Raw genomic sequence first — 26,259 nt, 5'->3', positions numbered from 1 at the left:
CCTTTCGTAAGTACCCACTTCAAAGTAAGGTACTGGCATGAAGGTAAGTGTGAAGGCCCCGATGTGCCCCTCCCGCGGAGTGCTGGAGCACGTCACCAGCCGCTGGGGCGTACTGGTCCTGGCCGCCCTCGTCGAGCGCTCGTACCGGTTCAGCGAACTGCGCCGGGAGGTGGGCGGCGTCAGCGAGAAGATGCTGGCCCAGACCCTGCAGACGCTGGAGCGCGACGGATTCCTGCTGCGCGACGCCAAGCCCGTGATCCCGCCGCGGGTGGACTACTCGCTCACCGAGCTGGGGCGTGAGGCCGCCGAGCAGGTGTGGGCCCTCGCCCGGTGGACCGAGCGGCGCACCGCCGACGTCCAGGCGGCCCGCGCCGCGTACGACGAAGCCCGGAGCTCCTGAGGCTGGAGCTCCGGGCCGGGCCGTCGCCGATGCGGGCGTACAGGGGTACAGGGGTACAGGGCGTTACAGGGGTACCGGTCGCAGGCGTCAGCCGACGACCGTCCACGTGTCGTTGCCGGCCAGCAGGGTACTGAGGTCGCCCTTGCCCTTGTTGTCGATGGCCGTGTCGAGCTGCTCGGCCATCAGCGTGTCGTAGACCGGCCGCTCCACGCTGCGGAACACCCCGATGGGCGTCTGGTGCAGGGTGTCGGGGTCGGCCAGCCGGGACAGCGCGAACGCGGTGGTCGGGCCGGTGCTGTGCGCGTCGTGGACCAGGATCCGGGACTCGTTCTCCGGGGTCACCGCGACGACCTCCAGCTCCCCGGTGGCCTGGTTGCGTACGACGCCCTTGTGCCCGTCGGCGCCGAAGCGGATCGGCTGCCCGTGCTCCAGCCGGATCACCGCCTCCTGCGCCTGCGTGCTGTCCTTCAGGACCTCGAAGGCGCCGTCGTTGAAGATGTTGCAGTTCTGGTAGATCTCCACCAGCGCCGTGCCCTGGTGGTCCGCGGCCGCCCGGAGCACCTCGGTGAGGTGCTTGCGGTCGGAGTCGACGGTCCGGGCCACGAAGGAGGCCTCGGCGCCGAGCGCCAGGGACACCGGGTTGAAGGGTGCGTCCAGCGAGCCCATCGGCGTGGACTTGGTGATCTTGCCGACCTCGGAGGTCGGCGAGTACTGGCCCTTGGTCAGCCCGTAGATCCGGTTGTTGAAGAGCAGGATCTTGAGGTTGACGTTGCGGCGCAGCGCGTGGATCAGGTGGTTTCCGCCGATGGAGAGTGCGTCGCCGTCACCGGTGACCACCCACACCGACAGGTCGCGGCGCGAGGTGGCCAGGCCGGTGGCGATCGCCGGGGCGCGGCCGTGGATGGAGTGCATTCCGTACGTGTTCATGTAGTACGGGAAGCGGGAGGAGCAGCCGATGCCGGAGACGAAGACGATGTTCTCCTTCGCCAGTCCGAGCTCGGGCATGAAGCCCTGGACGGCCGCGAGCACCGCGTAGTCGCCGCAGCCGGGGCACCAGCGGACCTCCTGGTCCGACTTGAAGTCCTTCATGGACTGCTTGGCCTCGGCCTTGGGGACGAGCGAGAGCAGATGGGGGGCGTCGGTCACCTCAGTCATTGATGGCCTCCTCGAGAACCTTCGCGAGCTGCTCAGCCTTGAACGGCATTCCGTTGACCTGGGTGTACGACTGGGCGTCGACCAGGTACTTCGCCCGGATCAGGGTGGCGAGCTGCCCGAGGTTCATCTCCGGCACCACTACCTTGTCGTAACGCTTCAGGGCCTCCCCGAGATTCCTCGGGAAGGGGTTGACATGGCGCAGATGCGCTTGTGCGACCGGGAGCCCGGCGTTCCGCAGCCGGCGGACGGCGGCGGTGATCGGGCCGTAGGTGGAGCCCCAGCCGATGACGAGGGTGCGGGCCTGGTCGGGGTCGTCGACCTCGAGGTCGGGGACCTCGATGCCGTCGATCTTGGCCTGGCGGGTGCGGACCATGAAGTCGTGGTTGGCCGGGTCGTACGAGATGTTGCCCGTGCCGTCCTGCTTCTCGATGCCGCCGATCCGGTGCTCCAGTCCGGGCGTCCCGGGGACCGCCCACGGGCGGGCCAGCGTCTGCGGGTCGCGCTTGTACGGCCAGAAGACCTCGGTGCCGTCCGCGAGCTGCTGGTTGGGGCTCGTCGCGAAGGGCGTCTTCAGGTCCGGGAGATCCGCGATGTCCGGGATCTTCCAGGGCTCGGAGCCGTTCGCGAGGTACCCGTCGGAGAGCAGGAACACCGGCGTCCGGTACGTCAGCGCGATCCGCGCCGCGTCCAGGGCCGCGTCGAAGCAGTCCGCCGGGGTCCTCGGGGCCACGATCGGCACCGGGGCCTCGCCGTTGCGCCCGTACATGGCCTGGAGCAGGTCCGCCTGCTCGGTCTTGGTCGGCAGGCCCGTGGAGGGGCCGCCGCGCTGGATGTCCACGATCAGCAGCGGCAGCTCGAGCGAGACCGCGAGCCCGATCGTCTCGGACTTGAGCGCGACTCCGGGGCCGGAGGTGGTGGTCACGCCGAGGGCGCCGCCGAAGGCCGCGCCGAGCGCCGCGCCGATGCCGGCGATCTCGTCCTCGGCCTGGAACGTGCGCACGCCGAAGTTCTTGTGCTTGCTCAGCTCGTGCAGGATGTCCGAGGCAGGGGTGATCGGGTACGAGCCCAGGTAGAGCGGCAGGTCGGCCTGCCGGCCCGCCGCGATCAGCCCGTAGGCGAGGGCCAGGTTCCCCGAGATGTTGCGGTACGTGCCGGTCGGGAAGGCCCGGGTCGCCGGGGCCACCTCGTAGGAGACCGCGAAGTCCTCCGTCGTCTCCCCGAAGTTCCAGCCGGCCCGGAAGGCGGCCACGTTCGCCTCGGCGATGTGGGGCTTCTTCGCGAACTTCTGCCGCAGGAAGTTCTCCGTGCCCTCGGTGGGCCGGTGGTACATCCAGGACAGCAGGCCCAGCGCGAACATGTTCTTGCTGCGCTCGGCCTCCTTGCGGGAGAGCCCGAAGTCCTTCAGCGCCTCGACCGTGAGGGTCGTCAGCGGCACCGGGTGGATGTTGTAGGCGCCCAGCGAGCCGTCTTCCAGCGGTGAGGTCTCGTAGCCCACCTTGGCCATCGGGCGCTTCGTGAATTCATCGGTATTGATGATGATCTCGGCGCCGCGCGGGACGTCCCCGATGTTCGCCTTCAGCGCCGCCGGATTCATCGCCACCAGCACGTTCGGGGCGTCGCCCGGCGTCAGGATGTCGTGATCGGCGAAATGCAGCTGGAACGAGGAGACACCCGGCAGGGTGCCGGCAGGGGCGCGGATCTCGGCCGGGAAGTTCGGCAGCGTGGAGAGGTCGTTCCCGAAGGAAGCCGTCTCCGAGGTGAACCGGTCACCGGTGAGCTGCATGCCGTCACCCGAGTCACCTGCGAACCGGATGATCACCCGGTCGAGGCGGCGTACTTCCTTGCCGCTCGGGTCCGGGGGCGTCCGTTGTTCGCCGACTACAGCCCCTTCGGCCCCGTCGGCCTGTTCGGCTGGGCTACTGACCTGGCTGGTCACTGAACTGGACCTCCTTCGAGGCTTGGCGTTCCCGCTCCCAAGGTCAACCCTACGTCGGTAGGAGTGGCCTCCTCGGGGGACGCTCGTATTCTGGACCGTCGTCTGCGGCGGTCTGTCGAGAGAATTCCGCGGGATTCCGCGGAATTCCGAGAGATTCCGAGATTGCGTGCCGTGCAGAAATAGTGCGAGCTCCCTGCGGCCAGGTGCGCTACCGCCGTACCTGACAGAGTGTCAGTTGATCAAGATTTTGATCAATGTCCCCGTGTTTTGATCAGTTCGATCAAGAGGTGTTCCGATCAGGACCGCAGGTAGGTGAGGACGGCCAGGACTCGCCGGTGGTCCCCGTCGCTCGGGGACAGCCCGAGCTTCATGAAGATGTTGCTGACGTGCTTCTCCACCGCTCCGTCGCTGACCACGAGCTGCTTGGCCACCGCCGAATTGGTCCGGCCCTCGGCCATCAGGCCCAGCACCTCGCGCTCGCGCGGGGTCAGCCCCGCCAGCACGTCCTGCTTCCGGCTGCGCCCGAGCAACTGGGCGACCACCTCGGGGTCCAGGGCGGTCCCGCCCCGCGCCACGCGTACGACGGCGTCCAGGAATTCCCGTACGTCGGCCACGCGGTCCTTGAGCAGGTACCCCACTCCGGTACTGGAACCGGCCAGCAGTTCGGTGGCGTACTGCTCCTCCACGTACTGCGACAGCACGAGCACGCCTATCCCGGGATGCTCCCGGCGCAGCCGTACCGCGGCCCGTACGCCTTCGTCGGTGTGCGTCGGCGGCATCCGTACGTCGGCCACCACCACATCCGGCAACGCATCCTCGGCCGCCAGTTCCGCCACTGTCTTGATCAGGGCTTCCGCGTCCCCGACGCCCGCTACGACGTCATGCCCCCGGTCGGTCAGCAACCGGGTCAGGCCCTCACGCAGCAGCACTGAATCCTCGGCGATGACCACCCGCACCCTGTCTTCCACGATCCAGCAGCTCCCGCGTTCACACGTTCCCCGATGTCCCTGACTCAGCCAAGCATCCCAGCCTCGAGGACGGATGTAGGCGAGACCGGATCAACGCGTGGCCGCGGGAGCCGAAGTCGTGGTGCCGAGGAGGTTTGTCCGCGATCTACCTGGTACGCCAGGGGAGCTCGGCGGTGACGGCGGTGCCGCTGCCGGCCGGCGAGTCCACGACCAGCACCCCGTCCACGGCGTCCAGCCGCTCGGCGAGCCCCGCCAGCCCGGTGCCCGTGCCGTCGGTGCTCGCGCCGCCGCGCCCGTCGTCCGCGACCTGGATCAGCAGCCGGTCCCCGGACTTCCACACGTCCACGCCCGCGGTACGGGCCCCGGAGTGCTTGCTGATGTTCTGCAGCAGCTCCGAGACGGTGAAGTACGCGATCCCCTCGACGGCGGAGGCCGGCCGGCCCGGCAGGTCCACGGACACCCGCACCGGCACCGCGCACCGGGAGGCCACGGAGGACAGCGCCGCGTCCAGACCGCGGTCCGTCAGCACGGCCGGGTGGATCCCGCGGGCCAGGTCGCGCAGCTCCTGGAGCGCGATCTTCACCTCCCCGTGTGCCTCGTCCACCATCCGGGCGGCGGCGCGGGGGTCCTCGGCGAGCTTCTCCTTCGCCAGCCCCAGGTCCATGGCCAGCGCCACGAGGCGGGCCTGCGCGCCGTCGTGCAGGTCCCGCTCGATGCGCCGCAGGTCGGCGGCGGCGGCGTCGACCACGACCCCGCGGTCCGACTCCAGCTCCGTGACGCGGTGGTCGAGGCGCGAAGGCCCGAGCAGCCCGCCGACGAGGACGCGGTCGACGGTGGTGAGGGCCCGCACCACCCACGGCGTGACCAGGGTGAGCCCGAGCCCGACCAGACAGGTGAGGGCGATGTCGAGCGGCGTGTCCAGGTACATGGTGTAGTCGCCGTTCTGGAACAGCTGCAGCCCCGGCCAGTCGGTGTAGGCCGGGAAGACCCAGAACCACACCGGGTACAGCAGGAAGGCCCATCCGTACGCCCAGAACACCAGTGCCACGGTGAAGGCGAAGATCGCCCACGGGAGGTGGATCACCGAGTACAGCGCGTGCCGCCAGGCGCTGCCGCTCTTGAGCAGCGCGCCCATGGCGGCGAGCGGACCCCGCTTCCTGGCCCGGACGGGCGCGGGCTCTGCGATGTCGACCCCGAGCAGGCTGCGCACCCGGGCCCGCTCGACCCTCCCGAACCCGCGGCACATGGCGAGCACCCCGGCGAGCACCGGGACCCCGAGGAAGGTGACGAGCAGCCCGGCGCCGAGGCTGACACCGGTGATCGCGAGCGAGAAGTACAGCACGCTCAGCGGCAGCCCGAGCATCAGGTACCCGAACTCCCGCCAGGTCCGCCCCTGAAGGGGAGCCCGCAACGCACGCCCGAAACCCATGTCCCACCCGCCCTCTCGACACTTCCCGCAACCACCCCTACCCTCCCGCCCGGGAGCCCCCCGAACCATCGGGCGGGTAGGCGTCCCCATGGTGGGGATAACCCCACCACCCCCCAGTCCAGCGGCACCGCACCCGGCCCCCCGATCCCGGCCGCCCCGGCCAATCCCGGCCCCGCCGGGCGTGTGAGGCGCCGGGAGTCCCCCCAGCGCAGCGAGGGGGAGGGTCCGGGGGCGGAGCGCCCGGGCTTTGCGGGGCCCGGGGCGGAGCCCCGGGGAACGGGGGAAGGGCGGGTAGGGGACCAGCCCCGCAGGGCCCACCCCCGACGGCGGGGGCAACGTAAACGATCGGGACCCCCGCCCACACCCTGGACGGGAGTCCCGATCAAAAGGCCGCGGTCGGCGAAATCAGCCGCGCCCACGCCACGGCAACTCCGCCGTCACCACCGTCCCCTCCCCCTCGGGGGAGTCGACGACGAACACCCCGTCCACGGCCCGCAGCCGCTCCGCCAGCCCCGCCAACCCCGACCCCCCCACCGCATCGGCCCCACCCCGCCCGTCGTCCGACACCCGTATCAAAAGCCGCGCCCCAGCCGCAGCCTCGGCCCCGGACCCAACCCCCGCCCCTGCCCGGCCGCCCGCTGCCGCCGCCCGCCACACCTCCACGCTCGCGCCCCGTGCCCCTGCATGCTTGCTCACGTTCTGCAGCAGCTCCGACACCGTGAAGTACGCGATCCCCTCGATCGCGGCCGCAGGCCGCTCCGGCAGATCCACCGCCACCTTCACCGGCACCACGCACCGCGAAGCCACCGACGACAGCGCCGCGTCCAGCCCCCGGTCCGTCAGCACCGCCGGGTGGATCCCCCGCGCCAGGTCCCGCAGCTCCTGCAGCGCCAGCTTCACTTCCCCGTGCGCCTCGTCCACCATCGCCGCCGCCCCCTCGGGATCCTCCAGCAGCTTCTCCTTGGCCAGGCCCAGCCCCATCGCCAGCGCCACCAGCCGCGCCTGCGCGCCGTCGTGCAGGTCCCGCTCGATGCGCCGCAGGTCGGCCGCCGCCGTGTCGACGACCACCCCCCGGTCGGACTCCAGCTCCGCGATCCGCCGCTCCAGCTCGTCCGAGGGCGAGAGCAGCCCTCGGACCATCAGCCGGTCCACGTTCGACAGCCAGCGCACCACGTACGGCATAACCGGCCACAGCACCAGCAGCCCGACCAGCGCCACCGCGAAGGTCAGCACCCCCCACGGCAGCCGCACCAGCTCGTACAGCACGGTCCGCCAGGCCACCGGGTCCTTCACGCCCGCCCACAGCCAGGGGAAGAACCCGCCGGCTCGCCGCGGCCCCGGCAGCGGAGTCGGCTCCTCCACCCGTACGCCGAGCAGCGCGCGCGCCCTCGCCCGCTCCAGCCGTCCCAGCTGGCGGGACGCGAGCAGACCACCTGCGAGCAGCGGGAGACCGATCGCGGTCACGGACAGGCCGCCCGCGGTCGCCACCATGGTCACGGTGTAGACGAACCCGACGAGTGCGAGCGGAAGATTGCTCAACAGATGGACGGTCTCTTTCCACGCCACGGCCCCCAGGGCCGGGCGTACGGGAGGAGGCCGGTCATTGTCGGGATCCTGGTGGGAGACTTGAATGCGCGCGGTCATGCGCCCCAGCCTGCCAATATCGCCCCGCGGGTGCCATGGGGCAGCCGGGCCGCAGTAAACGGGGGATAACCCCACCCCGTGTGAACCAGGCCCTAGACTCCCGTCCGTACCAGATCGTCGACAGTGGCCAAGGAGCGAGGAACGGACGTGCCCGACCCAACGGTATCGACCGTAACCGTGCTCGCAGCAGACTATTTCCGGAGTTATTCGGTCGTCGGCCTGCTGGCCGTCCTCGGTGTGCTCTTCGTGGCCGTCGCGTTCGGCGCGGGCCGCCTGCTGAGACCGGTCGTCCCGACCCCCGAGAAGCTGCTGACGTACGAGTGCGGTGTGGACCCCGTCGGCGAGGGCTGGGCGCACACCCAGGTCCGCTACTACGTCTACGCGTTCCTCTACGTCATCTTCGCCGTCGACTCGATCTTCCTCTTCCCGTGGGCGACGGTGTTCGCCGCCGCCGGTTACGGCGCCACGACGCTCGTGGAGATGTTCATCTTCCTGGGCTTCCTGGCCGTCGGCCTGCTCTACGCGTACAAGAAGGGCGTCCTCGAATGGACGTGACACCGGCCGTGACGCCGGCCGAGCCCCAGCTGCTCCCGGAGCCCAAGCGCCTGGGAGTCCTCTCCCGCCTCGCCCCGGAACCCATGAAGGTGGTCCTGAACTGGGGCCGCCGCTACAGCCTGTGGGTCTTCAACTTCGGCCTCGCCTGCTGCGCGATCGAGTTCATCGCCGCGTCGATGGCCCGGCACGACTTCATCCGGCTCGGCGTCATCCCCTTCGCGCCCGGCCCGCGCCAGGCGGACCTGATGATCGTCTCGGGCACGGTGACGGACAAGATGGCCCCGGCCGTGAAGCGGCTCTACGAGCAGATGCCGGAGCCGAAGTACGTCATCTCCTTCGGCGCCTGCTCCAACTGCGGCGGGCCGTACTGGGACTCGTACTCGGTGACCAAGGGCGTCGACCAGATCATCCCCGTCGACGTCTACGTCCCCGGCTGCCCGCCGCGCCCGGAGGCGCTGCTGCAGGGCATTCTCAAGCTCCAGGAGAAGATCGCTCGGGAATCGCTGGCGGACCGCTATGCGGCGGGGCCGTCGGTCGCGCAGCTCACCAGCGGCCTGATCACGCCGCCGCCCGCACCGGGGGCCGACGCATGAACCTCTACGACTCCCTCCCCGATGCGGCTGCGACGATCTTCGGCGCGGAGGCGGTGGCCGAGTACGCGTACGACGTCCTCACCGTCGACGTGCCGGTCGGCAGCTGGATCCCGTCGCTGGAGATCGCCCGGGACAAGCTGGGCTGCACGTACTTCGACTGGCTGAGCGCGGTGGACGAGCCGGGCACCGGCTTCCGGATCTGCGCCCACGTCGTGTCCCTCGAGAACCACCGCGTACGCCGCCTGCTCCTGCGTACGACGGTCCCGCACTCGGCGCCCTCCCTCCCCTCCGCGGTCGCGATCTACGCGGGCGCGGAATGGCACGAGCGCGAAACGTACGAGATGTTCGGGGTCGTCTTCACCGACCACCCGCACCTCGTCCCCCTCCTCCTCCCGGAGAACTTCGAGGGCCACCCGCTGCGCAAGGACTTCGTCCTCGCCGCGCGCGTCGCGAAGGCCTGGCCGGGCGCCAAGGAGCCGGGCGAGGCGCACGACCCCGACGCCCCCAAGCGCCGCCAGATGCTCCCGCCGGGCGTCCCGGACCCCAACGACTGGGGCCCGCTCAAGGGCCAGCTCCCGCCGGCCCCCGCCCGCCCGGCCCGCACCGCCCGCGCCCCCCGCGAGGGCGCCCCGACCCGCCGCCCCCGCCCGGCAACGGCCGCACCGACCGGCCAGGAGCCCGCGCCGGCGGAAGCCGGAGCGACGCCGGCCGCGCCGGGAGCAGCCGCCCCGGCCGAGGCCGAGTCGCAGCCCGTGGCCCCGCGCCCGGCGCGCCGTACCCGCACGGCATCGGACGGCTCGGCGAGCCAGGCCGTCCCGCCGGCGGAAGCCGGAGCGACGCCGGCCGCCCCGGGAGCCGACGCGCCGGGAGCCGACGCGCCGGGAGCCGACGCGCCGGGAGCCGACGCGCCGGGAGCCGACGCCCCGGCCGAGGCCGAGTCCCAGGCCGTCCCCCCGGGGCAGCCGGAATCCGAGAACGCGCAGCAGGCCGACGCCCCTCCGCGCCCGGCCCGACGTGCCCGTTCGGCAGCCGACGGCTCCGCGAGCCAGGCGGCCGCCGGGCGCACGGTGGCGCCGGGCAGGCGCCCGGCCCCCCGCAGCGCGGATGCCCCCTGGCACAACCCCCAGCCGGCCTTCGCGGACCGGGACCCGGCACCGGAACCGGAGCCGAAGCCCGGCTCCGCACCCGCGGCCGACCCGGGCCCGAAGGCCGAGCCGAAGGCACCCGCCCCCGGCGTGGAGCCCGAGGCCGGGACCGGCCACACCCCTGAATCCGAATCCGACAACGGAGGCGACGCGTGAACGACGTCCTCGACGTCGCCCTGCGACTCATTGTCGTCTTCGCCGTCTTCCTCGTGCTCCCGCTCGTCGTCGGGCAGACCGAGCACAAGGTGATGGCGCACATGCAGGGCCGCCTCGGCCCCATGTACGCCGGCGGCTTCCACGGCTGGGCCCAGCTCGTCGCCGACGGTGTGAAGTTCGCGCAGAAGGAAGACATCGTCCCGGCCAACGCCGACCGCCGCATCTTCCAGCTCGCCCCCGCCGTCGCCCTGCTCCCGTACCTCCTCGTCCTCATCGCCATCCCCATCGGCCCGGGCGAAGGCGCGGTCGGCCAGGCCATCGATGCCGGGCTGTTCTTCGTACTCGCCGTCATGGGCGTCGGCGTCCTCGGCAGCCTCATGGCCGGCTGGGCCTCCGCCAACAAGTTCTCCCTGCTCGGAGGTCTGCGCACCGCCGCGCAGCTCCTCGCGTACGAGCTCCCCATGCTGCTCGCCGCCGCCTCCGTCGCGATGGCCGCCGGGACCGTGTCCCTCCCCGGCATCGTCGGCGCCTTCCAGTGGTGGTGGCTGCCCTGGCAGATCACCGGCGCGCTCGTCTTCTTCATCGCCGGCCTCGCCGAACTCCAGCGTCCCCCCTTCGACATGCCCGTCGCCGACTCCGAGATCATCTTCGGCGCGTACACCGAGTACACCGGCCTGCGCTTCGCGCTGTTCCTGCTCGCCGAGTACGCCGGCATCGTCGTCCTCTGCGCCCTCACCACCGTCCTGTTCCTCGGCGGCTGGCACGGGCCGATCGCCGACGGCTGGGTCTGGACCCTCCTCAAGATCGCGGTCCTCGCCTTCGTCGTGATCTGGCTCCGCGTCACCTACCCGCGGCTGCGCGAGGACCAGCTCCAGAAGCTCGCCTGGACCACACTCATCCCGCTCGCGCTCGCCCAGATCGCGCTCACCGGCATCGTGAAGGTGGCGATCCAGTAATGCCCATCCCCGGATCCGGCCTCGCCAAGGGCCTCGCCGTCACCCTGCGCACGATGACGAAGCGCGCGCACACCGCCCAGTACCCCGAGACGCAGCCCGAGCTCCCGCCCCGCACCCGAGGGGTCATCGGCCTGTTCGAGGAGAACTGCACGGTCTGCATGCTGTGCGCCCGCGAGTGCCCCGACTGGTGCATCTACATCGACTCCCACAAGGAGACGGTCCCGGCCGCCGCCCCCGGCGGCCGCGAGCGCAGCCGCAACGTCCTCGACCGCTTCGCCATCGACTTCTCCCTCTGCATGTACTGCGGCATCTGCATCGAGGTGTGCCCCTTCGACGCCCTCTTCTGGTCGCCGGAGTTCGAGTACGCGGAGACGGACATCCTCGAACTCACCCACGAGCGCGACAAGCTGCGCGAGTGGATGTGGACCGTCCCGGCCCCGCCCGCCCTGGACCCGGCTGCGGAGGAGCCCAAGGAGATCGCCGCCGCCCGCAAGGCGGTGGAGAAGGCCGAGGCCGCCGCCGCGGCAGCGGCCGCCGCTGCCGCCGAGCCCGCCGCGCCCGAGCCCGCCGCGCCCGAGACCGATGCCCCGAACACCCCGGAGGGAGACGCGTGACCCCCGCAGCCACCGCCCTGGCCGCCGCGGCGACGGGCAACGGGTTCCTCTCCCCGACCGGCGTCGAGATCGCCTTCGTCCTCGTCGGCCTCGCCACCCTCGGCGCGGCCGTGATCACGGTCACCACCAAGCAGCTCGTGCACGCCGCCCTCTGGCTGGTCGTCGCGCTCGGCGGGATCGCCGTCGAGTACCTGCTGCTGACCGCCGAGTTCATCGCCTGGGTCCAGGTCCTGATCTATCTCGGTTCCGTGGTCGTCCTCCTCCTCTTCGGGCTGATGCTCACCAAGGCCCCCATCGGCCGCTCCCCGGACGCCGACTCGGACAATCGCTGGGTCGCCCTCGGCGTCGCCCTCGTCGCGGCCGCCGCGCTCGTCTGGGTCGTCGTGGACGCGTTCCGCACCACCTGGATCGATCTCGACGGCCCCGCCCAGGGCTCCACCCAGGTGACCGGCGAGATGCTCTTCCAGCACTGGGTGCTCCCCTTCGAAGCCCTGTCCGTCCTCCTCCTCGCGGCCCTGATCGGCGCCATCGTGCTCTCCCGCAGGGACGCCGCCGCCGGTGAGCCCGACGACAAGAAGGGGCAGCAGCGCTGATGCACCTCGCCTATCCCGCCGTGCTCGCGGCGCTCCTCTTCTGCACGGGCCTGTACGGAGTGCTCGCCCGCCGCAACGCCATCCTGGTCCTGATGTCCGTCGAGCTCATGCTCAACGCCGTCAACCTCAACCTGGTGGCCTTCGACGTCTGGCTGCGCGACACCCTCCACGCCGGCCAGGCCCTCACCCTCTTCACGATCGCCATCGCCGCCGCCGAGATCGGCATCGGCCTCGCGATCGTGCTGATGGTCTACCGCAACCGCGGCACCTCCGACGTCGACCGGCTGCGCGACACCGCCGAGGGCCACGAACCCGCCCCGAACAACCAGAGCGAGGTCACCGCGTGAGCACCACGACCCTCGCGGTCCTCGTCCCGCTCCTGCCCTTCCTGGGCGCGGTGGCGGGACTGCTGCTCGGCCGCAGCGCACCCGGGTTCGTCCGGCCCCTCGCGGTACTGCCGGCGCTGGCCGCGGCCGTGCTGGCCGTGCTCGTCGCCGTCCGCCAGGGCGGCGGCAAGCCGATCGTCGCCTCGACGGAGCTGACCCCGACCGGCTCGGTGCCGATCGACCTCGCGCTCTACCTGGACGGCTTCGCCGTCCTGGTCGCCGTGCTGGTCGGCGTCGTCGCCACCTGCGTACAGCTCTACTCGACGGCGTACCTCCGTGAGGACCCGCGCTACCCGTCGTACGCCGCTCTGGTGTCACTGTTCACCTCCGCCATGCTGCTCGTCGTCTACTCCGGCGACCTGATGGTGCTGCTGGTCGGCTGGGAGATCATGGGCATCTGCTCGTACTTCCTCGTCGGCCACTACTGGGAGACCGAGGCGGCCCGCTCCGCCTCCCTCAAGGCCTTCCTCGTCACCAAGCTCGGCGACGTCCCCTTCCTGATCGGCCTGTTCGCGCTCGGCGCCGACGCCGACTCCTTCGAGATCCCCAAGATCCTGGGCACCGTCGCCGCGGGCGGGCTGGACCACCCGACGCTGATCGCGCTCCTCCTGCTCGCCGGCGTCGCGGGCAAGTCCGCGCAGTTCCCGCTGCACACCTGGCTCCCGGACGCCATGGCGGGCCCCACCCCGGTCTCCGCGCTGATCCACGCCGCGACGATGGTCGCCGCCGGTATCTACTTCGTCGCCCGCCTCCTCCCGGTCTTCGCGGCCTCCCAGGCCGCACTGGTGGTCATGGCCGTCATGGCGGCCGTCACGATGCTCGGTTCCGGCCTCGCCGCCCTGGCCCAGGACGACATCAAGCGCGTGCTCGCCTACTCGACCGTCGGCCAGCTCGGCTACATGCTCGGGGCCCTGGCCGTCGGCGACCGTGGCGCCGCCATCTTCCACCTCCTCTCCCACGGCGCCTTCAAGGCGCTCCTGTTCCTCGGTGCGGGCGTGATCATCCACGCCGCCGGGACGAACTCCCTGGCCGCCATGTCCCGGATGGACGGCCTGGCCAAACGCATCCCCGACGCCTTCTGGACCATGACGATCGCGCTGCTCGCGCTCGCCGCGATCCCACCCTTCGCCGGCTTCTTCTCCAAGGAAGCCGTCCTCGTCGCCGCCGAGCACGCCGCCGGCGGGCACTCGGAGTCCGCTCCCAGCGCCGCCGGCTGGGTCGTGCTCGTCGCCGGGGTGCTGACCGCCCTGCTCACCGCGGCCTACGCCACCCGGCTGTGGCTGATGGCCTTCCGCGGCCGGGGCGCCGCCGCCCCCGACCACGGCAAGGAACCCGTCGCCATGACCGGCGTGCTGTGGCTGCTCGCGATCCCGACGATCGGCTTCGGCCTCGCCGCCGGCCCGATCGCCGACTGGTTCGACGGCAACGAACTCACCCCGTCCCTGACCACCTCGGTCCTCGGCACGGGAGCCGCCGCCGTCGGCGCGGTGCTGACCTACGCCCTGTGGCAGCGGGCCACGGCCAAGGCCGCCGCCGTCGGCTACGGAGCCGGCGCGTCCGCGTCCGCCGCCGCCGCGGAGTCCGCCGCCGAGACCCCCGAGGTCGCCGAGGTCACCCACGACCACCCCGCCGTCCCGGCCGGAGCAGCCCCCGACCCCGGCCGGGCGCTGCTCGGCCCGCTGCACCGGCACGCGGCCGACGGCTTCCACCTCGACGCCGTCTACGACCGGCTGTTCGTCCGCCCCGTCCGCGCCGCCGCGAGCCTCGTCCGCTTCCTCGACCGCGAGGTCGTGGACACGTACGTCCGCGGCGCGGGCGCCGGCCCCCGGCTGCTCGGCAGCCTCGTACGCCGGGCCCAGACCGGCAACGTGCAGAGCTACCTGAGCGCCCTGCTCGCCGGCGCCGTGGTCCTGGCGATCGCCACCGCCGTCCTCGCCAACGTCAACGCCGGATCGTGAGCCGTGAGTCAGCCGTGATTGATATCAGCCCGTCCGTGATGCAGTTCCTTCTGGCGTTCGTCGTGGCCGCACCGCTCCTCGGCGCCGCCGCGGCCCTCCTGCCGGCCCCGCCCGGTCTCAAGGGCAAGAGCCCCGAACAGGCCGTGCTGCGCCACGGCGTGACCGTGACCGGCGTGATCCTCGCCGCGGCGATCGCCCTCGCCCTGGGCTTCGACCGCGACGCCCCGGCCCGCTTCCAGGCGACCACGGACATCAGCTGGATCCAGGCGCTGAACGTCCGGATCCACCTCGGCATCGACGGCATCTCGCTCCCCCTCCTCCTGATGACCGCGCTGCTGTTCTTCCTCTGCGCGCTCTACAGCTACTTCAAGTTCCCCGAAGGCCCGTCCCCGAAGGCCTTCGTCGCGCTGCTCCTCGTCCTCGAGTCCGGCACCCTCGCGACCTTCGCCGTCCTCGACCTGCTGCTGTTCTTCCTCGCCTTCGAGATGGTCCTCATCCCGATGTACTTCCTCATCGCCCGCTGGGGCGGTGCTCAGCGGCAGGCCGCCGCCTGGAAGTTCATCCTCTACACCCTCCTCGGCTCCGTGGTCATGCTGCTCGGACTGCTGCTGATCGGGCTGAACAGCGGCACCTTCGACATGGTGGCCCTCGCCTCCGACAACGGCCGCGAACTGAGCCACACCACCCAGCTCCTGGCCGTCCTCGCCATCGGCATCGGCCTCGCCGTGAAGACCCCGATGTGGCCGCTGCACAGCTGGCTGCCCGACGCCCACACCGCCGCGCCCACCGTGGGCTCCGTCCTGCTGGCCGGCGTGCTGCTCAAGATGGGCACGTACGGGTTCGTGCGCATCCTGCTCCCCGTCACGCCCGACGGCATGGCGACCTTCGCCCCCTACCTGGGCGCCTTCGCCGCCATCGGCATCATCTACGGATCCCTCGCCTGTCTCTCGCTCGCCCGCAAGGGCAACAAGGGCGACCTCAAGCGCCTCATCGCGTACTCCTCCGTCGGCCACATGGGCTTCGTCCTCCTCGGCATCGCCTCGATGACTCCCACCGGCGTGAACGGCGCGCTGTTCGCCAACATCGCGCACGGTCTGATCACCGGCCTTCTCTTCTTTCTTGTCGGTGCGCTCAAGGACCGTTACAAGACCGCCGATCTGGACACCCTCGCCGGAGCCACCGGCGCCGCCCTCTACGGCCGCGCCCCCCGCTTCGGCGCCCTCCTCGCCTTCGCCGCCGTCGCCTCCCTCGGCCTGCCCGGCCTCGCCGGCTTCTGGGGCGAGATGCTGGCCCTGTTCGGCGCGTTCAACCCGGCGCAGGGCCTGTCCCGGCCCGCGTTCCTCACCTACATGGCCTTCGGCGCGTTCGGCACCCTGCTCACCGCCGCCTACCTGCTGATCGTCGTGCGGCGCATCTGCATGGGCGACCCCAAGGCCCGGCCCGAACCCGGGCCCGCGCTCGAACTCGCGGACATCCAGCGCTACGAGTTCGCCGCCTGGACCCCGCTCGCGGCCCTCACCGTCCTCGCCGGCCTGTGGCCCGCTGTCCTCCTCGGCCTCACCGACCCGGCCGTCCAGAAGCTCCTCGCAGGAGGCAACGCATGACGGCCCTGTCCGCCCTGTCCGCGGCCACGGCCCCGGCCGCCGAGACCGCGAGCCTCGTCCAGAACGTCGACTGGCTCGCAATCACCCCCGTGGTGCTCCCCGCCGCCGTCGCCCTGGTCGTCCTGGTCGCCGACCTCTTCGTACCGGAACGGCTCAAGCCGCTGCTCGGCTGGCTCTCCGTCGCCGGCCTCGCCGCCGCGACCCTCACCCTGCTGCCACTGCGCGCCGGCGACCGCGCCACCTTCTGCCTCACCACCGACCCCGGTGCGTGCAGCTACACCGCCGACCACTTCACGCTCGTCATCCAGTTCCTGGTACTGGCCGGCGCCCTGGTCACCGCCCTGCTGTCGGTCACCACCGTCCGCGACGCGCGCATGCCGGCCGGCGAGTACTGGTTCCTGCTGCTGTCCTCCGCCGCCGGCGCCGCCCTGCTGCCCGCCTCCCGCGACCTCGCCACCCTGATCGTCGCCCTCGAAGTCGCCTCGCTGCCCGCCTTCGCCCTCGTCGGCATGCGCCGCGGCGACCGGCTCTCCTCGGAAGCCGCCCTCAAGTTCTTCCTCTCCTCCGTCACCGCCACCGCCGTGTCGCTGATGGGGATCAGCTTCGTCTACGCCGCCACCGGCTCCCTGCACCTCACCCAGGTCGCCGACCGCCTCGAGGACGTCCCCGGGCAGCTCGACACCCTCGCCATGGCCGGCGTCGCACTCACCCTCGTCGGCTTCGCCTTCAAGACCGCCGCCGTCCCCTTCCACTTCTGGGTCCCGGACACCTACGTCGGCGCGCCGCTGCCCATCGCGGGCTACCTCTCCGTGATCGGCAAGGCCGTCGGCTTCACCGGCCTCATCCTCGTCACGGTGATCGCCTTCCCGGCGTACTCCGACATCTGGGGCCCGGCCCTCGCCGTCCTCGCCGCGCTCACCATGACGCTCGGCAACGCCGCCGCCCTGCGCCAGCGCGCGGACCGGCCGGGCAGCGCCGTCCGGCTGCTCGCCTGGTCCTCGGTCGGCCAGGCCGGCTACCTACTGGTCCCGATCGCGGCCGCCGCCTACTCCGACCGCGACCAGATCGGCTCCACCGTCGCGTACGCCCTCATGTACGCCGCCGTGAACCTCGGCGCCTTCGCCGTGGCCGCGCTGGTCGCCCGTACGAAGCCGCTGAACCGCCTCAGCGACTACCGCGGCCTGTACGCCGAGCGCCCGGCGGCCGCCCTCGCGCTGGCCTTCTTCCTGCTCTGCCTGGCCGGCCTGCCGCCGGGCCTCATCGGCCTCTTCGCCAAGGTCACCGTCTTCCGTTCCGCGGTCGACGCGGGCCTGGGCTGGCTGGCCGTGGTCATGGCGGTCAACGTCGTCATCGCCCTGTACTACTACCTGCGCTGGACGGCGCTGCTCTTCCGCGCCCCGGAGGGCCCCGCCGAGGCCGCCCGTACGAAGGCCCCGTGGCCGGTCACCGCCGCGATCGCGATCACGGCCGTCACCGCCGTGGTGCTCTCGGGTGCCCCGCAGCTCGTCCTGCGCTTCGCCGCGGGCAGCCTGTTCCCGCAGTAGCCCGCCCCGGCAGACCCGTACGCCGGCCCGACCGTACGCCGTGACCCGTACGGAGCAACGCCCGCCGCTGCACCGCCGCCCCGGACACCGGGGCGGCGGCCCCGGCACGCCCTGGGAACCAGATGCCCTCACCTCGCGTTGACCGAGAAGGGAGGGTCCACTGGACCGTAGACCCTCAGATCCGCAGATCCTGGACGGGGGTCCCCCTGCCGCACCATTTGGAGGGCGTACCGTGCACCGCCGGCACAACGGGCTGAAGACCGCCGTACTCCTCGGCGGGCTGTCCGCACTCATCATCGTCATCGGAAGCTTCTTCGGGCGGGGCGGCCTGATCATCGCCGTCCTCGTCGCCCTCGGGACGAACGCGTACGCGTACTGGAACAGCGACAAGCTGGCTCTACGCGCGATGCGCGCCCGCCCCGTCAGCGAGTTCGAGGCCCCCCAGCTCTACCGCATGGTGCGCGAGCTCTCCACCTCCGCGCGCCAGCCCATGCCACGGCTCTACATCTCGCCGACCGACGCGCCGAACGCCTTCGCCACCGGCCGCAATCCGCGCAACGCCGCGGTCTGCTGCACCGAAGGCATCCTGCGCATACTCGACGAGCGCGAGCTGCGCGGGGTGATCGGCCACGAGCTGAGCCACGTCTACAACCGCGACATCCTGATCTCGTCCGTCGCCGGAGCCCTCGCCTCCGTCATCATGTTCCTGGTGAACTTCGCCTGGCTGATCCCGATCGGCCGGTCGAACGACGACGAGGGGCCCGGCATCCTCGGCATGCTGCTGATCATGATCCTGGGCCCGCTGGCCGCATCCGTGATCCAGCTGGCCATCAGCCGTTCGCGCGAGTACGAGGCCGACGCGGCCGGCGCCCAGCTCACCGGCGACCCGCTCGCCCTGGCCGGCGCCCTGCGCAAGCTGGACGCCGGCGTCAAGCAGCTCCCGCTTCCCCCCGAGCCCAGGCTGGAGACCGCGAGCCACATGATGATCGCCAATCCGTTCCGTCCGGGCCAGGGCCTTTCTAAGATGTTCTCCACGCACCCACCGATGGCCGAGCGCATCGCCCGGCTCGAACAGATGGCAGGCCGTAGTCAGTGAAGACCATCCTCAACATCATTTGGCTCGTCCTCAGCGGCGTCTGGCTGTTCCTGGGCTACTGCCTGGCGGGCGTGCTCCTGTGCATCACCATCATCGGCATCCCGTTCGGCATCGCGGCCTTCCGTATCGCCGTGTACGCCCTCTGGCCCTTCGGCTACACCACGGTCGAGCGCCGGGACGCGGGCGCGGCGTCCTGCATCGGCAACGTCCTGTGGCTGGTCCTGGCGGGCTGGTGGCTGGCCCTCAGCCACATCGTCACCGGCATCGCCCTGTGCGTCACGATCATCGGCATCCCGTTCGGCATCGCCAACTTCAAGATGGTCCCGCTGGCCCTGCTCCCGCTGGGCCGCGAGATCGTTCCGACCGACGCTCCGTTCGCCTCCCGGTAGACGACGGGGCGGCGAGGGAACTCACGGGCAGGGAGAACCAGTGTCGGCTGCGAGCACGGCCACGACCCTGTCGGTCATCGTGCCAATGTACAACGAGGAAGAGGCCCTCCCTGCCCTGGTGAGCCGCCTGCGGCCGGTGCTCGACGACACCGGGGTCCCGTACGAGGTCCTCGCCGTCGACGACGGCAGCACCGACCGGACCGCCGAACTCCTCGAGAAGTTCCGTACGGACTGGCCCGAGCTCCGCATCGTGCGGCTGCGCGGCAACTCCGGCCACCAGGCCGCCCTGCGCGCCGGGCTGCACAGCTCGGTCGGGGCGTACGTGGCCAGCATCGACGCCGACCTCCAGGATCCGCCGGAGAAAATACCGGAGATGCTGGACCTGGCCCGGTCGGAGAACCTCGACATCGTCTACGGCGTCCGCTCGGACCGCAGCACCGACACCGGCTTCAAGCGCCGCACCGCCGCCGCCTACTACTGGCTCATGCGCCGCATGGTCGGCAAGCAGGTGCCCGCGCAGGCCGGGGACTTCCGGCTGCTCAGCCGCGAGGCCGTGGAGGCCCTCAAGGCCCTGCCCGACCAGCAGCAGGTCTACCGGCTGCTGGTGCCCTGGCTCGGTTTCCCGAGCGGGCAGGTCACGTACCGCCGGGGCGAACGGGTGGCGGGCGAGACCAAGTACCCGCTGAGCAAGATGATCCGCCTCGCCGTGGACGGCATCACCAACTTCTCCGCCGCCCCGCTGCGGCTTGCGACCTGGCTCGGCGTCATCAGCTTCGTCACCTGCCTCGTCATGATCGCCTGGACGCTGGTGGTGTTTCTGCTCGGCAAGACGGTGCCCGGCTGGACCTCGCTGTTCGTCGGCATGCTGTTCCTCGGCGGTGTGCAGCTGATCTGCGTCGGGCTGCTCGGCGAGTACATCGGCAGGATCTACACCGCCGTACAGCGCCGGCCCACGTACTTCATCGGGTACGACTCGGCGCGCGACGACTCCGGCAAGGAGCCGGGGGAGACGCGGAACTGACGGCCGGTCCGAGGCCCGGCGCGCTGTCTCCCGGGGGCGGCGGCGCAGGTCAGGGCGATTGTCAGTGGCGTGGGTCACTATGAACGCATGAACGAGACCGAGCAGTTGCTGGAGCAAGTCGCCCGACATGTCCGGGGCTTCGGACCCGAGGGCGGCACCCTGGTGCCCGGGCGCCTGCCGGCTCCCGTGGACCCGGGGGCGCTGCGTCGGGCCGAAGGCATACTCGGCTTCGCCCTGCCCCCGCTCCTGGCCGGTCTCTACACCCGGATCGCGGACGGCGGGTTCGGCCCGGAGTACGGACTGCTCCCGCTGGAGGCCGCCCTCAAGCAGTACACCGCGATGCGTACCTCGGACTGGGGCTGGCCCGAGGGCGTCCTGCCGATAACCGACTACGGCTGCGCCATGCTGGGGTGCGTGGACTGCCGCTCCGAGACCGCAGAAGTCCTGCTGTTCGAGCCGAATCCGGGCGATCCCGACCTCGCCTGGTACGCGGACTCGCCCGCCCTCGCCGACTGGCTGCGCGGCTGGCTCGACGGCACCGCCTGGTTCTGCGACGACTCGGAGGAGGCGGGTCTGGAGATGACTCTCCGGGCGGAGTTCAGATCCCGGGTCTGAGCCGGCCGCGCACCACGTAGGCGGCGGCCCCCACGGCCAGCACCGCAGCCCCCGCGCCCGCCGTTGCAGGGGGCAGCGCGCAGGCCAGCACGACACAGCCGGACAGCCCGACCGCTGCCACGGCCCGGCCCTTGACATCTGCATCGAGAGTCCACGCGGAAGCGTTCGCGATCGCGTAGTAGGCCAGCACCCCGAACGAGGAGAAGCCGATCGCACCCCGCAGATCGGTGGTCGCCGCGAGCACCGCGACCACCACACCCACGGCCAGCTCCGCGTGGTGCGGCACCTGATGCCGTGGATGTACGGCGGCCAGCGCGCGGGGGAGATGGCCGTCCCGGGCCATCGCCAGGGTGGTCCGCGACACCCCGAGCACCAGGGCCAGCAGCGAGCCCAGCGCCGCCAGGGCCGCACCGACCCGGACCACGGGGGTCAGTCCGGGCCGTCCGGCCGCCCGAACCGCGTCGGCCAGCGGGGCCGTCGAAGCCGCCAGGGCGTCGGCGCCCAGCACCGACAGCGCCGCAACCGCCACCGCGGCGTACACGAGCAGGGCGATCCCCAGGGCGAGGGGCACCGCCCGCGGGATCGTGCGCTCCGGATCACGCACCTCCTCGCCCAGGGTGGTGATCCGGGCGTATCCCGCGAAGGCGAAGAACAGCAGTCCGGCCGCCTGGAGCAGGCCGCCGGGGCCGCCCCCGGCGAGGCCGCCGAGCCGTCCCGCGTCGGCCGCGCCGGAGGTCAGGCACACCACCACGACCCCGGCCAGCACGGCCAGGACCGCCGCCACGATCACCCGCGCGATCCGGGCGGACTTCTGCACGCCTCCGTAGCTCGCGGCGGTCAGCGCCACCACCGCCGCGACGGCCACGGCATGCTGCTGCCCGGGCCACACGTACGCCCCCACGGTGAGCGCCATCGCCGCACACGAGGCCGTCTTGCCGATGACGAAGCTCCAGCCGGCCAGATATCCCCAGAACGGGCCGAGCCGTTCCCGCCCGTACACGTAGGTCCCGCCGGAGGCCGGATACCGGGCGGCCAGCCGCGCCGAGGAGTGCGCGTTGCAGTAGGCGATCGAGGCCGCCACCGCGAGGGCGGCGAGCAGCGCGCCGCCCGCGGGACCCGCCGCGCCTGCCGCCGGGGCGAGCGCGGCGAAGATACCGGCCCCGACCATCGCCCCGAGCCCGACGACCACGGCGTCGAAGACTCCCAGCGTGCGCTTCAACTCGTTGTCCACAGGCGGAGAGTAACCGCCCTAAATGACGCCTTCCCGTCCGGTCGGCGGGGTCCGGTTCTGCTGCCACCCGTGGAGGGCGGTCAGGCAGGCGTGGTCCAGGTGGCGGAGCCCGCTGAGGTCGAGGCGTACGGGCTGTCCGGCCGGCAGTGCGTCCAGCGCGTCGAGCAGCTTCGGCAGCCGCAGGAAGCTGGCGCTCCCCATCACCTGGACGCGGAGCTCCCCGCCCTCCCACACTTCCTCGATGTGCACGTGGGAGGTCTCCCAGGCCGCCTTGACCACGGCCAGCCCCAGCCCGACCAGCACCCCCTCGAAGAGGTTGGTGGCCACGATCGCGGAGGCCGTCGCCACCAGCACCACCGCCTCGCCCCGGTGCGTCTGCCACAGGCCGGCGACGGCCCGGGCCGGCAGCAGCTTCCATCCGGCGTGCAACAGCACCCCGGCCAGCGCGGCGAGCGGCACCACTTCGAGCAGTTGGGGGAGCGCGACGGCGAACAGCAGCAGCCAGCCGCCGTGCAGGACCCGGGACGCCCGCGTGCGGGCCCCTGCCTCCACGTTGGCGGCGCTGCGCACGATCACGGCGGTCATCGGCAGCGCACCGAGCAGTCCGCAGACGGTGTTGCCGACGCCCTGGGCCATGAGTTCCCGGTCGTAGTGGGTCCGGGTCCCGTCGTGCATCCGGTCCACGGCGGCGGCGCTGAACAGGGTCTCGGCGGAGGCGATCAGCGTCAGGGCGATCACGGTTCCGAGGGCCCCGGCGGAGGCCAGCAGCCCGAAGTCCCCCCAGCCGGGCGGGGCCACGGCGTCCAGGACCCCGGTCACGGTCACCTTCTCGACGGGCAGCTGCAGCAGCATCGACACAGCGGTGGCGGCCGCCACCCCGACGAGCGCGCCCGGTACGAGCCGCAGCCGGGCAGGCATCCGGCGCCAGGCCGCGAGGACGGCGATGGTCCCGGCCCCGAGCGCCACGGCGGACCAGTTGGCCTGCCCGGCGAGCCCGGGCACCGCGGCCAGTTTCTCCAGGGTTCCGCCGGGGGCCTGCACGCCGCCCAGGGCGTACAGCTGCCCCGCGATCAGCACGAGCCCGATCCCGGCCAGCATCCCGTGCACGACGGCGACGGAGATCGCCCGGAACCACCGCCCGAGCCGCAGCGCCCCCATGCCCAGCTGCAGCACCCCGGCGGCCAGCACCAGGACCCCGAGCGCGCGGGCACCGTGCGTGTGCACCGCCTCGTAGACGAGCACGGTGAGCCCGGCGGCCGGCCCGCTCACCTGGAGCGAACTCCCCGGGAACCATCCTGTGACCAGCCCGCCCACCACCCCGGTGACGATCCCCAGCTCGGCCGGCACACCTGAGGCGACGGCCACGCCGACGCAGAGAGGCAGCGCGACGAGCGCCACGACGACGGACGCCCCGAAGTCTTCGCGAAACGTGTCGACCCCAGGCATCCGAGAACCTCCCCTGTCCCGCGGTGATGATTGCCACCAGAGTGGTGGGCGCGCGCAGGGCTCCTCAAGTGCTCATCGGGGGCCGCTGAGGCGCATGCGCCGTGCACGCCGGGCACATGATCCGCACGCCCCCGGAAACGGCCGCGGCCCGGCGGTCCTGGAAGGACCGCCGGGCCGCCGGACGGCAGGTGGGGAACCGCGATCAGCGGTAGTTCACGAACTGGATCGCGAAGTCCAGGTCCTTGCCCTTCAGCAGCGCCTGGATGGCCTGCAGGTCGTCACGGCTCTTGGAGCTGACACGCAGTTCCTCGCCCTGCACCTGGGCCTTGACGCCCTTGGGACCCTCGTCCCGGATGATCTTCGCGACCTTCTTGGCGTTCTCCTGGGAGATGCCCTCCTCGATGGAGGCGAAGATCTTGTACTCCTTGCCGGACAGCTGCGGCTCGCCGGCGTCGAGCGCCTTCAGCGAGATCCCCCGCTTGACCAGCTTGGTCTCGAACACGTCGAGGACGGCTTTGACGCGCTCCTCGGAGTTCGCCTCCATCAGGATCTTCTCGCCGGACCAGGCGATGGTGGCGCCGGTGCCCTTGAAGTCGTAGCGCTGCGAGAGTTCCTTGGCGGCCTGGTTGAGGGCGTTGTCGACCTCCTGCCGCTCGACCTTCGAGACGATGTCGAAACTGGAGTCGGCCATGTGCTGTGGCTCCTTGAAATCGGCTGTCATTGCCCCGGAGGGCGCGGCCGGACATCCCCGGCCCGCTCCGCAAAGCCTAGCCACCGCACCCACCCGCAGCGCTGATCAATCCAGTGGCGAAGCACCCTCGCACATCAGGTATTGTTTACGTCGTTGCCAGGGAGCGCCGCCGTAAGGCGGAAAAAACGGCAACGTATCTTGGCGGTGTGCCCGAGTGGCCAAAGGGAGCAGACTGTAAATCTGCCGGCTCAGCCTACCCAGGTTCGAACCCTGGCGCCGCCACGCGATGTGAGACCCCCGTTACTGCGGAAACGCAGTAACGGGGGTCTTCTCGCATGCTCGGTGATCCGAACGCGGGGCTTCCGCGTCCGGATCCCGTCAGGGCGTGAGGGACACGCGCCAGGACCAAGTGGTGCGGCGCGGGTGGGCCGGGAGGGCCAGCCGGCCGGCCGACCAGAGGAGGACCTCCGGGGCCGGGCCGGACGGGGAGTCCGGGAAGAGGCGGGCCAGGACCGGGGCCGAGAGGCCGGCCGGCGGGAGCCAGGGGAGGGCGAGGCCCTGGGTGATGTCATACGTGTGGAGCAGGATCTCCGCCACGCCCATCGCCGCGAAGCCGCCCGGATCGCAGGGGCCCCAGTGCCAGGCCCGCGCGGACTCCGGCGCCGCGTCCACGGCGGTGCCCAGCAGCCGGGCCGCCGCCGAGATCACCTGGAGGACCGCCTCGGGTGGGGTGGCCTCCCGTACGCGCAGGTCCAGCGGCAGATAGGCGTCCGAGGGCAGTGCGGCCACCTGGGCGGCGTACGCCATCAGGTCGTGGGCGACGTGCGCCGCCGTCGTCCAGCAGGTCCAGTCGAGCGAACCTGCCTTCACCTGCCAGTCCCGTCCGGTGTGCGGGGTCAGGGCCGACACCATTTCGGCTGCCGCCCGTTCGACGTCGGAGCCGGCCATCGGCCGCATCGTCCTGATCTCCTGTTCGTTCTCCGGTCGTGAACTTCATTTCTGACACGCGCGGGAAGGTCGGCGGCGGCGTGCTCCTCGCCCTCCTCGGGGCCGGGATCCCGGCCCTGGTCGGGGCGGCACTGCACAGCCATGTGGGCGAGCCCTACCAGGAAACCAGGCTCTACTTCGGGACCGAACGCCCGGGCGGCCGGGACCCGGTCGCGGAACAGGAGTTCATGCGCTTCCTGGACCGCGAGATCACCCCCGCCTTCCCCGAGGGCCTCACCCTCCAGGACGGGCACGGCCAGTGGCAGCGGGACGGCAAGGTCATCCGGGAGACCTCGTACGAGGTGGTACTGCTGTACCCGGAGAAGGAGGCCGACGAGCGCAGCGCGCGCATCGAGCGGATCCGGCAGGCCTACGAGGACCAGTACCAGCAGGACTCCGTCGGGCGCTCCGACGACAAGGTGACCGCCGAGTTCTGAGGGCGCCTCAGGGAGCCAGGGACCGCCTCAGTTGCCCGCGACGTCCTTGACGGCCACCGCCACCGGGGTCGAGCCCTCGACCAGCTCCAGGGTCAGGCCGGCCGTCGCCGGGGTCTCGATCAGCTCCGCCAGCACGGCCGCCACGTCGTCGCGCGTCACCGACCCGCCGCCCGTCCGCACCTCGAGCCGCACCTGCCCCGCCCCCAGGTCGTCGGTCAGCGACCCGGGCCGCAGGACCGTCCACTCCAGGCCCAGCCGCGTCCGTACGTGATCGTCCGCCTCGCCCTTCGCCCGCAGGTAGACGTCGAAGACGTCGTCGCCCTCGTGGTACGCGTCCGCACCCATCGAAGAGACCATCAGGAAGCGCCGTACCCCCGCCCGTTCGGCCGCGTCCGAGAACAGCACCGCCGCGCCCCGGTCGACGGTGTCCTTGCGCCCGACACCGCTGCCGGGCCCCGCACCGGCCGCGAACACCGCCACGTCCGCGCCCTGCAGAATGCCCGCCACATGCTCGACCGAAGCCGACTCCAGGTCGCAGAGCACCGGTTCGGCGCCCGCCTCCCGCAGGTCGTCGCCCTGTGCCCGGTCGCGGATGATGCCCGCGACCTCGTACCCGCGCGCGGCGAGCAGTTGCTCCAGCCGCAGCGCGATCTGACCGTGTCCACCCGCGATGACGATGCGCATGCCCCGACCGTACGACGAGCCGGGCG

Annotated in this window: 26 protein-coding genes and 1 tRNA gene; 17 read left to right on the top strand and 10 right to left on the bottom strand. The window is 71.7% G+C overall.

Annotated features, from left to right (window positions below; translation table 11 throughout):
- Window positions 1–37 precede the first annotated feature (37 nt).
- On the top strand, window positions 38–400 hold the full coding sequence (locus AB0M76_RS16310) for a helix-turn-helix domain-containing protein (protein WP_030298092.1): 363 nt from the start codon (window positions 38–40) through the stop codon (window positions 398–400).
- Between the two features lie 87 nt (window positions 401–487).
- Here the strand turns inward: AB0M76_RS16310 and AB0M76_RS16305 are convergent, their stop codons facing one another.
- The 5 genes from AB0M76_RS16305 to AB0M76_RS16285 all read right to left on the bottom strand — a co-directional run bounded on the left by AB0M76_RS16305 (window position 488) and on the right by AB0M76_RS16285 (window position 7,532).
- Window positions 488–1,546, bottom strand: coding sequence for a 2-oxoacid:ferredoxin oxidoreductase subunit beta (locus AB0M76_RS16305; protein ID WP_365953558.1), 1,059 nt, complete (start codon window positions 1,544–1,546; stop codon window positions 488–490).
- Between the two features lies 1 nt (window position 1,547).
- Window positions 1,548–3,491: a 2-oxoacid:acceptor oxidoreductase subunit alpha gene (locus tag AB0M76_RS16300; RefSeq protein WP_365953440.1), complete on the bottom strand. Its 1,944-nt coding sequence runs from the start codon at window positions 3,489–3,491 to the stop codon at window positions 1,548–1,550.
- Between the two features lie 296 nt (window positions 3,492–3,787).
- Window positions 3,788–4,447, bottom strand: a complete 660-nt coding sequence (locus AB0M76_RS16295; RefSeq protein WP_030161942.1) for a response regulator transcription factor — start codon at window positions 4,445–4,447, stop codon at window positions 3,788–3,790.
- 157 nt (window positions 4,448–4,604) lie between these two features.
- A complete protein-coding gene (locus tag AB0M76_RS16290) occupies window positions 4,605–5,888 on the bottom strand; it encodes a sensor domain-containing protein (protein WP_365953439.1) in 1,284 nt (427 codons plus the stop codon).
- Between the two features lie 405 nt (window positions 5,889–6,293).
- Window positions 6,294–7,532 carry a sensor domain-containing protein gene (locus AB0M76_RS16285; protein ID WP_365953438.1) on the bottom strand — a complete coding sequence of 413 codons (1,239 nt, stop codon included), beginning with the start codon at window positions 7,530–7,532 and terminating at the stop codon, window positions 6,294–6,296.
- A 147-nt stretch (window positions 7,533–7,679) separates the two neighbouring features.
- Here AB0M76_RS16285 and AB0M76_RS16280 point away from each other — a divergent pair, with 147 nt between their 5' ends.
- The 14 genes from AB0M76_RS16280 (at window position 7,680) to AB0M76_RS16215 (ending at window position 20,757) form a co-directional block, all read left to right on the top strand.
- Window positions 7,680–8,087: an NADH-quinone oxidoreductase subunit A gene (locus AB0M76_RS16280; RefSeq protein WP_030163040.1), complete on the top strand. Its 408-nt coding sequence runs from the start codon at window positions 7,680–7,682 to the stop codon at window positions 8,085–8,087.
- A complete protein-coding gene (locus AB0M76_RS16275; protein WP_266664831.1) occupies window positions 8,078–8,680 on the top strand; it encodes an NADH-quinone oxidoreductase subunit B family protein in 603 nt (200 codons plus the stop codon). Before AB0M76_RS16280 ends, AB0M76_RS16275 begins: the two co-directional genes overlap by 10 nt.
- A complete protein-coding gene (locus AB0M76_RS16270; protein WP_365953437.1) occupies window positions 8,677–9,981 on the top strand; it encodes an NADH-quinone oxidoreductase subunit C in 1,305 nt (434 codons plus the stop codon). The genes AB0M76_RS16275 and AB0M76_RS16270 overlap by 4 nt, the downstream gene beginning before the upstream one ends.
- A complete protein-coding gene (locus AB0M76_RS16265; RefSeq protein WP_365953436.1) occupies window positions 9,978–10,937 on the top strand; it encodes a complex I subunit 1 family protein in 960 nt (319 codons plus the stop codon). The genes AB0M76_RS16270 and AB0M76_RS16265 overlap by 4 nt, the downstream gene beginning before the upstream one ends.
- Window positions 10,937–11,551: an NADH-quinone oxidoreductase subunit I gene (locus AB0M76_RS16260; RefSeq protein ID WP_365953435.1), complete on the top strand. Its 615-nt coding sequence runs from the start codon at window positions 10,937–10,939 to the stop codon at window positions 11,549–11,551. The genes AB0M76_RS16265 and AB0M76_RS16260 overlap by 1 nt, the downstream gene beginning before the upstream one ends.
- Window positions 11,548–12,144 carry an NADH-quinone oxidoreductase subunit J gene (locus AB0M76_RS16255; RefSeq protein ID WP_365953434.1) on the top strand — a complete coding sequence of 199 codons (597 nt, stop codon included), beginning with the start codon at window positions 11,548–11,550 and terminating at the stop codon, window positions 12,142–12,144. Before AB0M76_RS16260 ends, AB0M76_RS16255 begins: the two co-directional genes overlap by 4 nt.
- Window positions 12,144–12,491, top strand: a complete 348-nt coding sequence (gene nuoK / locus AB0M76_RS16250; protein ID WP_030298116.1) for an NADH-quinone oxidoreductase subunit NuoK — start codon at window positions 12,144–12,146, stop codon at window positions 12,489–12,491. Before AB0M76_RS16255 ends, nuoK begins: the two co-directional genes overlap by 1 nt.
- Window positions 12,488–14,488 carry an NADH-quinone oxidoreductase subunit L gene (locus AB0M76_RS16245; RefSeq protein ID WP_365953433.1) on the top strand — a complete coding sequence of 667 codons (2,001 nt, stop codon included), beginning with the start codon at window positions 12,488–12,490 and terminating at the stop codon, window positions 14,486–14,488. The genes nuoK and AB0M76_RS16245 overlap by 4 nt, the downstream gene beginning before the upstream one ends.
- Before the next feature lie 38 nt (window positions 14,489–14,526).
- On the top strand, window positions 14,527–16,092 hold the full coding sequence (locus tag AB0M76_RS16240; RefSeq protein WP_365953557.1) for an NADH-quinone oxidoreductase subunit M: 1,566 nt from the start codon (window positions 14,527–14,529) through the stop codon (window positions 16,090–16,092).
- Window positions 16,089–17,636, top strand: a complete 1,548-nt coding sequence (locus tag AB0M76_RS16235) for an NADH-quinone oxidoreductase subunit N (protein WP_365953432.1) — start codon at window positions 16,089–16,091, stop codon at window positions 17,634–17,636. The genes AB0M76_RS16240 and AB0M76_RS16235 overlap by 4 nt, the downstream gene beginning before the upstream one ends.
- Before the next feature lie 232 nt (window positions 17,637–17,868).
- Window positions 17,869–18,732 (top strand): zinc metalloprotease HtpX, encoded by an 864-nt coding sequence (gene htpX, locus AB0M76_RS16230; RefSeq protein WP_266664817.1) that lies wholly within the window; start codon window positions 17,869–17,871, stop codon window positions 18,730–18,732.
- Window positions 18,729–19,121: a YccF domain-containing protein gene (locus AB0M76_RS16225; RefSeq protein ID WP_266664815.1), complete on the top strand. Its 393-nt coding sequence runs from the start codon at window positions 18,729–18,731 to the stop codon at window positions 19,119–19,121. Before htpX ends, AB0M76_RS16225 begins: the two co-directional genes overlap by 4 nt.
- A 40-nt stretch (window positions 19,122–19,161) precedes the next feature.
- Entirely contained in the window at window positions 19,162–20,142 is a 981-nt protein-coding gene (locus AB0M76_RS16220) for a glycosyltransferase family 2 protein (RefSeq protein ID WP_365953431.1), read from the top strand.
- Window positions 20,143–20,229: 87 nt separating this feature from the next.
- Entirely contained in the window at window positions 20,230–20,757 is a 528-nt protein-coding gene (locus AB0M76_RS16215; protein ID WP_365953430.1) for an SMI1/KNR4 family protein, read from the top strand.
- Here the strand turns inward: AB0M76_RS16215 and AB0M76_RS16210 are convergent.
- The 3 genes from AB0M76_RS16210 to AB0M76_RS16200 form a co-directional block, all read right to left on the bottom strand.
- Window positions 20,741–21,988 (bottom strand): APC family permease, encoded by a 1,248-nt coding sequence (locus AB0M76_RS16210; protein WP_365953429.1) that lies wholly within the window; start codon window positions 21,986–21,988, stop codon window positions 20,741–20,743. The two genes, AB0M76_RS16215 and AB0M76_RS16210, sit on opposite strands and share 17 nt — an antisense overlap.
- An 18-nt stretch (window positions 21,989–22,006) precedes the next feature.
- Window positions 22,007–23,434 carry a SulP family inorganic anion transporter gene (locus AB0M76_RS16205; protein ID WP_365953428.1) on the bottom strand — a complete coding sequence of 476 codons (1,428 nt, stop codon included), beginning with the start codon at window positions 23,432–23,434 and terminating at the stop codon, window positions 22,007–22,009.
- Window positions 23,435–23,636: 202 nt separating this feature from the next.
- Window positions 23,637–24,125, bottom strand: a complete 489-nt coding sequence (locus AB0M76_RS16200) for a YajQ family cyclic di-GMP-binding protein (RefSeq protein WP_030163016.1) — start codon at window positions 24,123–24,125, stop codon at window positions 23,637–23,639.
- A 200-nt stretch (window positions 24,126–24,325) separates the two neighbouring features.
- Here AB0M76_RS16200 and AB0M76_RS16195 point away from each other — a divergent pair.
- A tRNA-Tyr gene (locus AB0M76_RS16195) sits at window positions 24,326–24,407 on the top strand.
- Between the two features lie 96 nt (window positions 24,408–24,503).
- On the opposite strand, the gene AB0M76_RS16190 is transcribed toward AB0M76_RS16195, so the two are convergent.
- Window positions 24,504–25,073: a maleylpyruvate isomerase N-terminal domain-containing protein gene (locus AB0M76_RS16190; RefSeq protein ID WP_365953427.1), complete on the bottom strand. Its 570-nt coding sequence runs from the start codon at window positions 25,071–25,073 to the stop codon at window positions 24,504–24,506.
- Window positions 25,074–25,111: 38 nt separating this feature from the next.
- On the opposite strand from AB0M76_RS16190, the gene AB0M76_RS16185 reads away from it, so the two are divergent.
- Window positions 25,112–25,549, top strand: a complete 438-nt coding sequence (locus AB0M76_RS16185) for a DUF3574 domain-containing protein (protein WP_365953426.1) — start codon at window positions 25,112–25,114, stop codon at window positions 25,547–25,549.
- 27 nt (window positions 25,550–25,576) lie between these two features.
- Here the strand turns inward: AB0M76_RS16185 and AB0M76_RS16180 are convergent, their stop codons facing one another.
- On the bottom strand, window positions 25,577–26,233 hold the full coding sequence (locus AB0M76_RS16180) for an SDR family oxidoreductase (protein WP_365953425.1): 657 nt from the start codon (window positions 26,231–26,233) through the stop codon (window positions 25,577–25,579).
- Window positions 26,234–26,259: the final 26 nt, after the last annotated feature.

The sequence above is a fragment of the Streptomyces sp. NPDC051364 genome (genome assembly GCF_040682115.1).
Classification (GTDB): domain Bacteria; phylum Actinomycetota; class Actinomycetes; order Streptomycetales; family Streptomycetaceae; genus Streptomyces.
Note: the sequence above shows the minus strand (reverse complement) of the source record. Positions and strands in the feature narration are given on the sequence as shown.

Excerpts from the sequence above, each read along its gene's own strand:
- AB0M76_RS16310 (WP_030298092.1), top strand. The coding sequence starts at position 38 with ATGAAGGTAAGTGTGAAGGCCCCGATGTGCCCCTCCCGCGGAGTGCTG.
- AB0M76_RS16290 (WP_365953439.1), bottom strand. The coding sequence starts at position 5,888 with ATGGGTTTCGGGCGTGCGTTGCGGGCTCCCCTTCAGGGGCGGACCTGG.
- AB0M76_RS16285 (WP_365953438.1), bottom strand. The coding sequence starts at position 7,532 with ATGACCGCGCGCATTCAAGTCTCCCACCAGGATCCCGACAATGACCGG.
- AB0M76_RS16275 (WP_266664831.1), top strand. The coding sequence starts at position 8,078 with ATGGACGTGACACCGGCCGTGACGCCGGCCGAGCCCCAGCTGCTCCCG.
- AB0M76_RS16270 (WP_365953437.1), top strand. The coding sequence starts at position 8,677 with ATGAACCTCTACGACTCCCTCCCCGATGCGGCTGCGACGATCTTCGGC.
- AB0M76_RS16260 (WP_365953435.1), top strand. The coding sequence starts at position 10,937 with ATGCCCATCCCCGGATCCGGCCTCGCCAAGGGCCTCGCCGTCACCCTG.
- nuoK (WP_030298116.1), top strand. The coding sequence starts at position 12,144 with ATGCACCTCGCCTATCCCGCCGTGCTCGCGGCGCTCCTCTTCTGCACG.
- AB0M76_RS16240 (WP_365953557.1), top strand. The coding sequence starts at position 14,527 with ATGCAGTTCCTTCTGGCGTTCGTCGTGGCCGCACCGCTCCTCGGCGCC.
- AB0M76_RS16235 (WP_365953432.1), top strand. The coding sequence starts at position 16,089 with ATGACGGCCCTGTCCGCCCTGTCCGCGGCCACGGCCCCGGCCGCCGAG.
- AB0M76_RS16215 (WP_365953430.1), top strand. The coding sequence starts at position 20,230 with ATGAACGAGACCGAGCAGTTGCTGGAGCAAGTCGCCCGACATGTCCGG.
- AB0M76_RS16205 (WP_365953428.1), bottom strand. The coding sequence starts at position 23,434 with ATGCCTGGGGTCGACACGTTTCGCGAAGACTTCGGGGCGTCCGTCGTC.
- AB0M76_RS16200 (WP_030163016.1), bottom strand. The coding sequence starts at position 24,125 with ATGGCCGACTCCAGTTTCGACATCGTCTCGAAGGTCGAGCGGCAGGAG.
- AB0M76_RS16190 (WP_365953427.1), bottom strand. The coding sequence starts at position 25,073 with ATGGCCGGCTCCGACGTCGAACGGGCGGCAGCCGAAATGGTGTCGGCC.
- AB0M76_RS16180 (WP_365953425.1), bottom strand. The coding sequence starts at position 26,233 with ATGCGCATCGTCATCGCGGGTGGACACGGTCAGATCGCGCTGCGGCTG.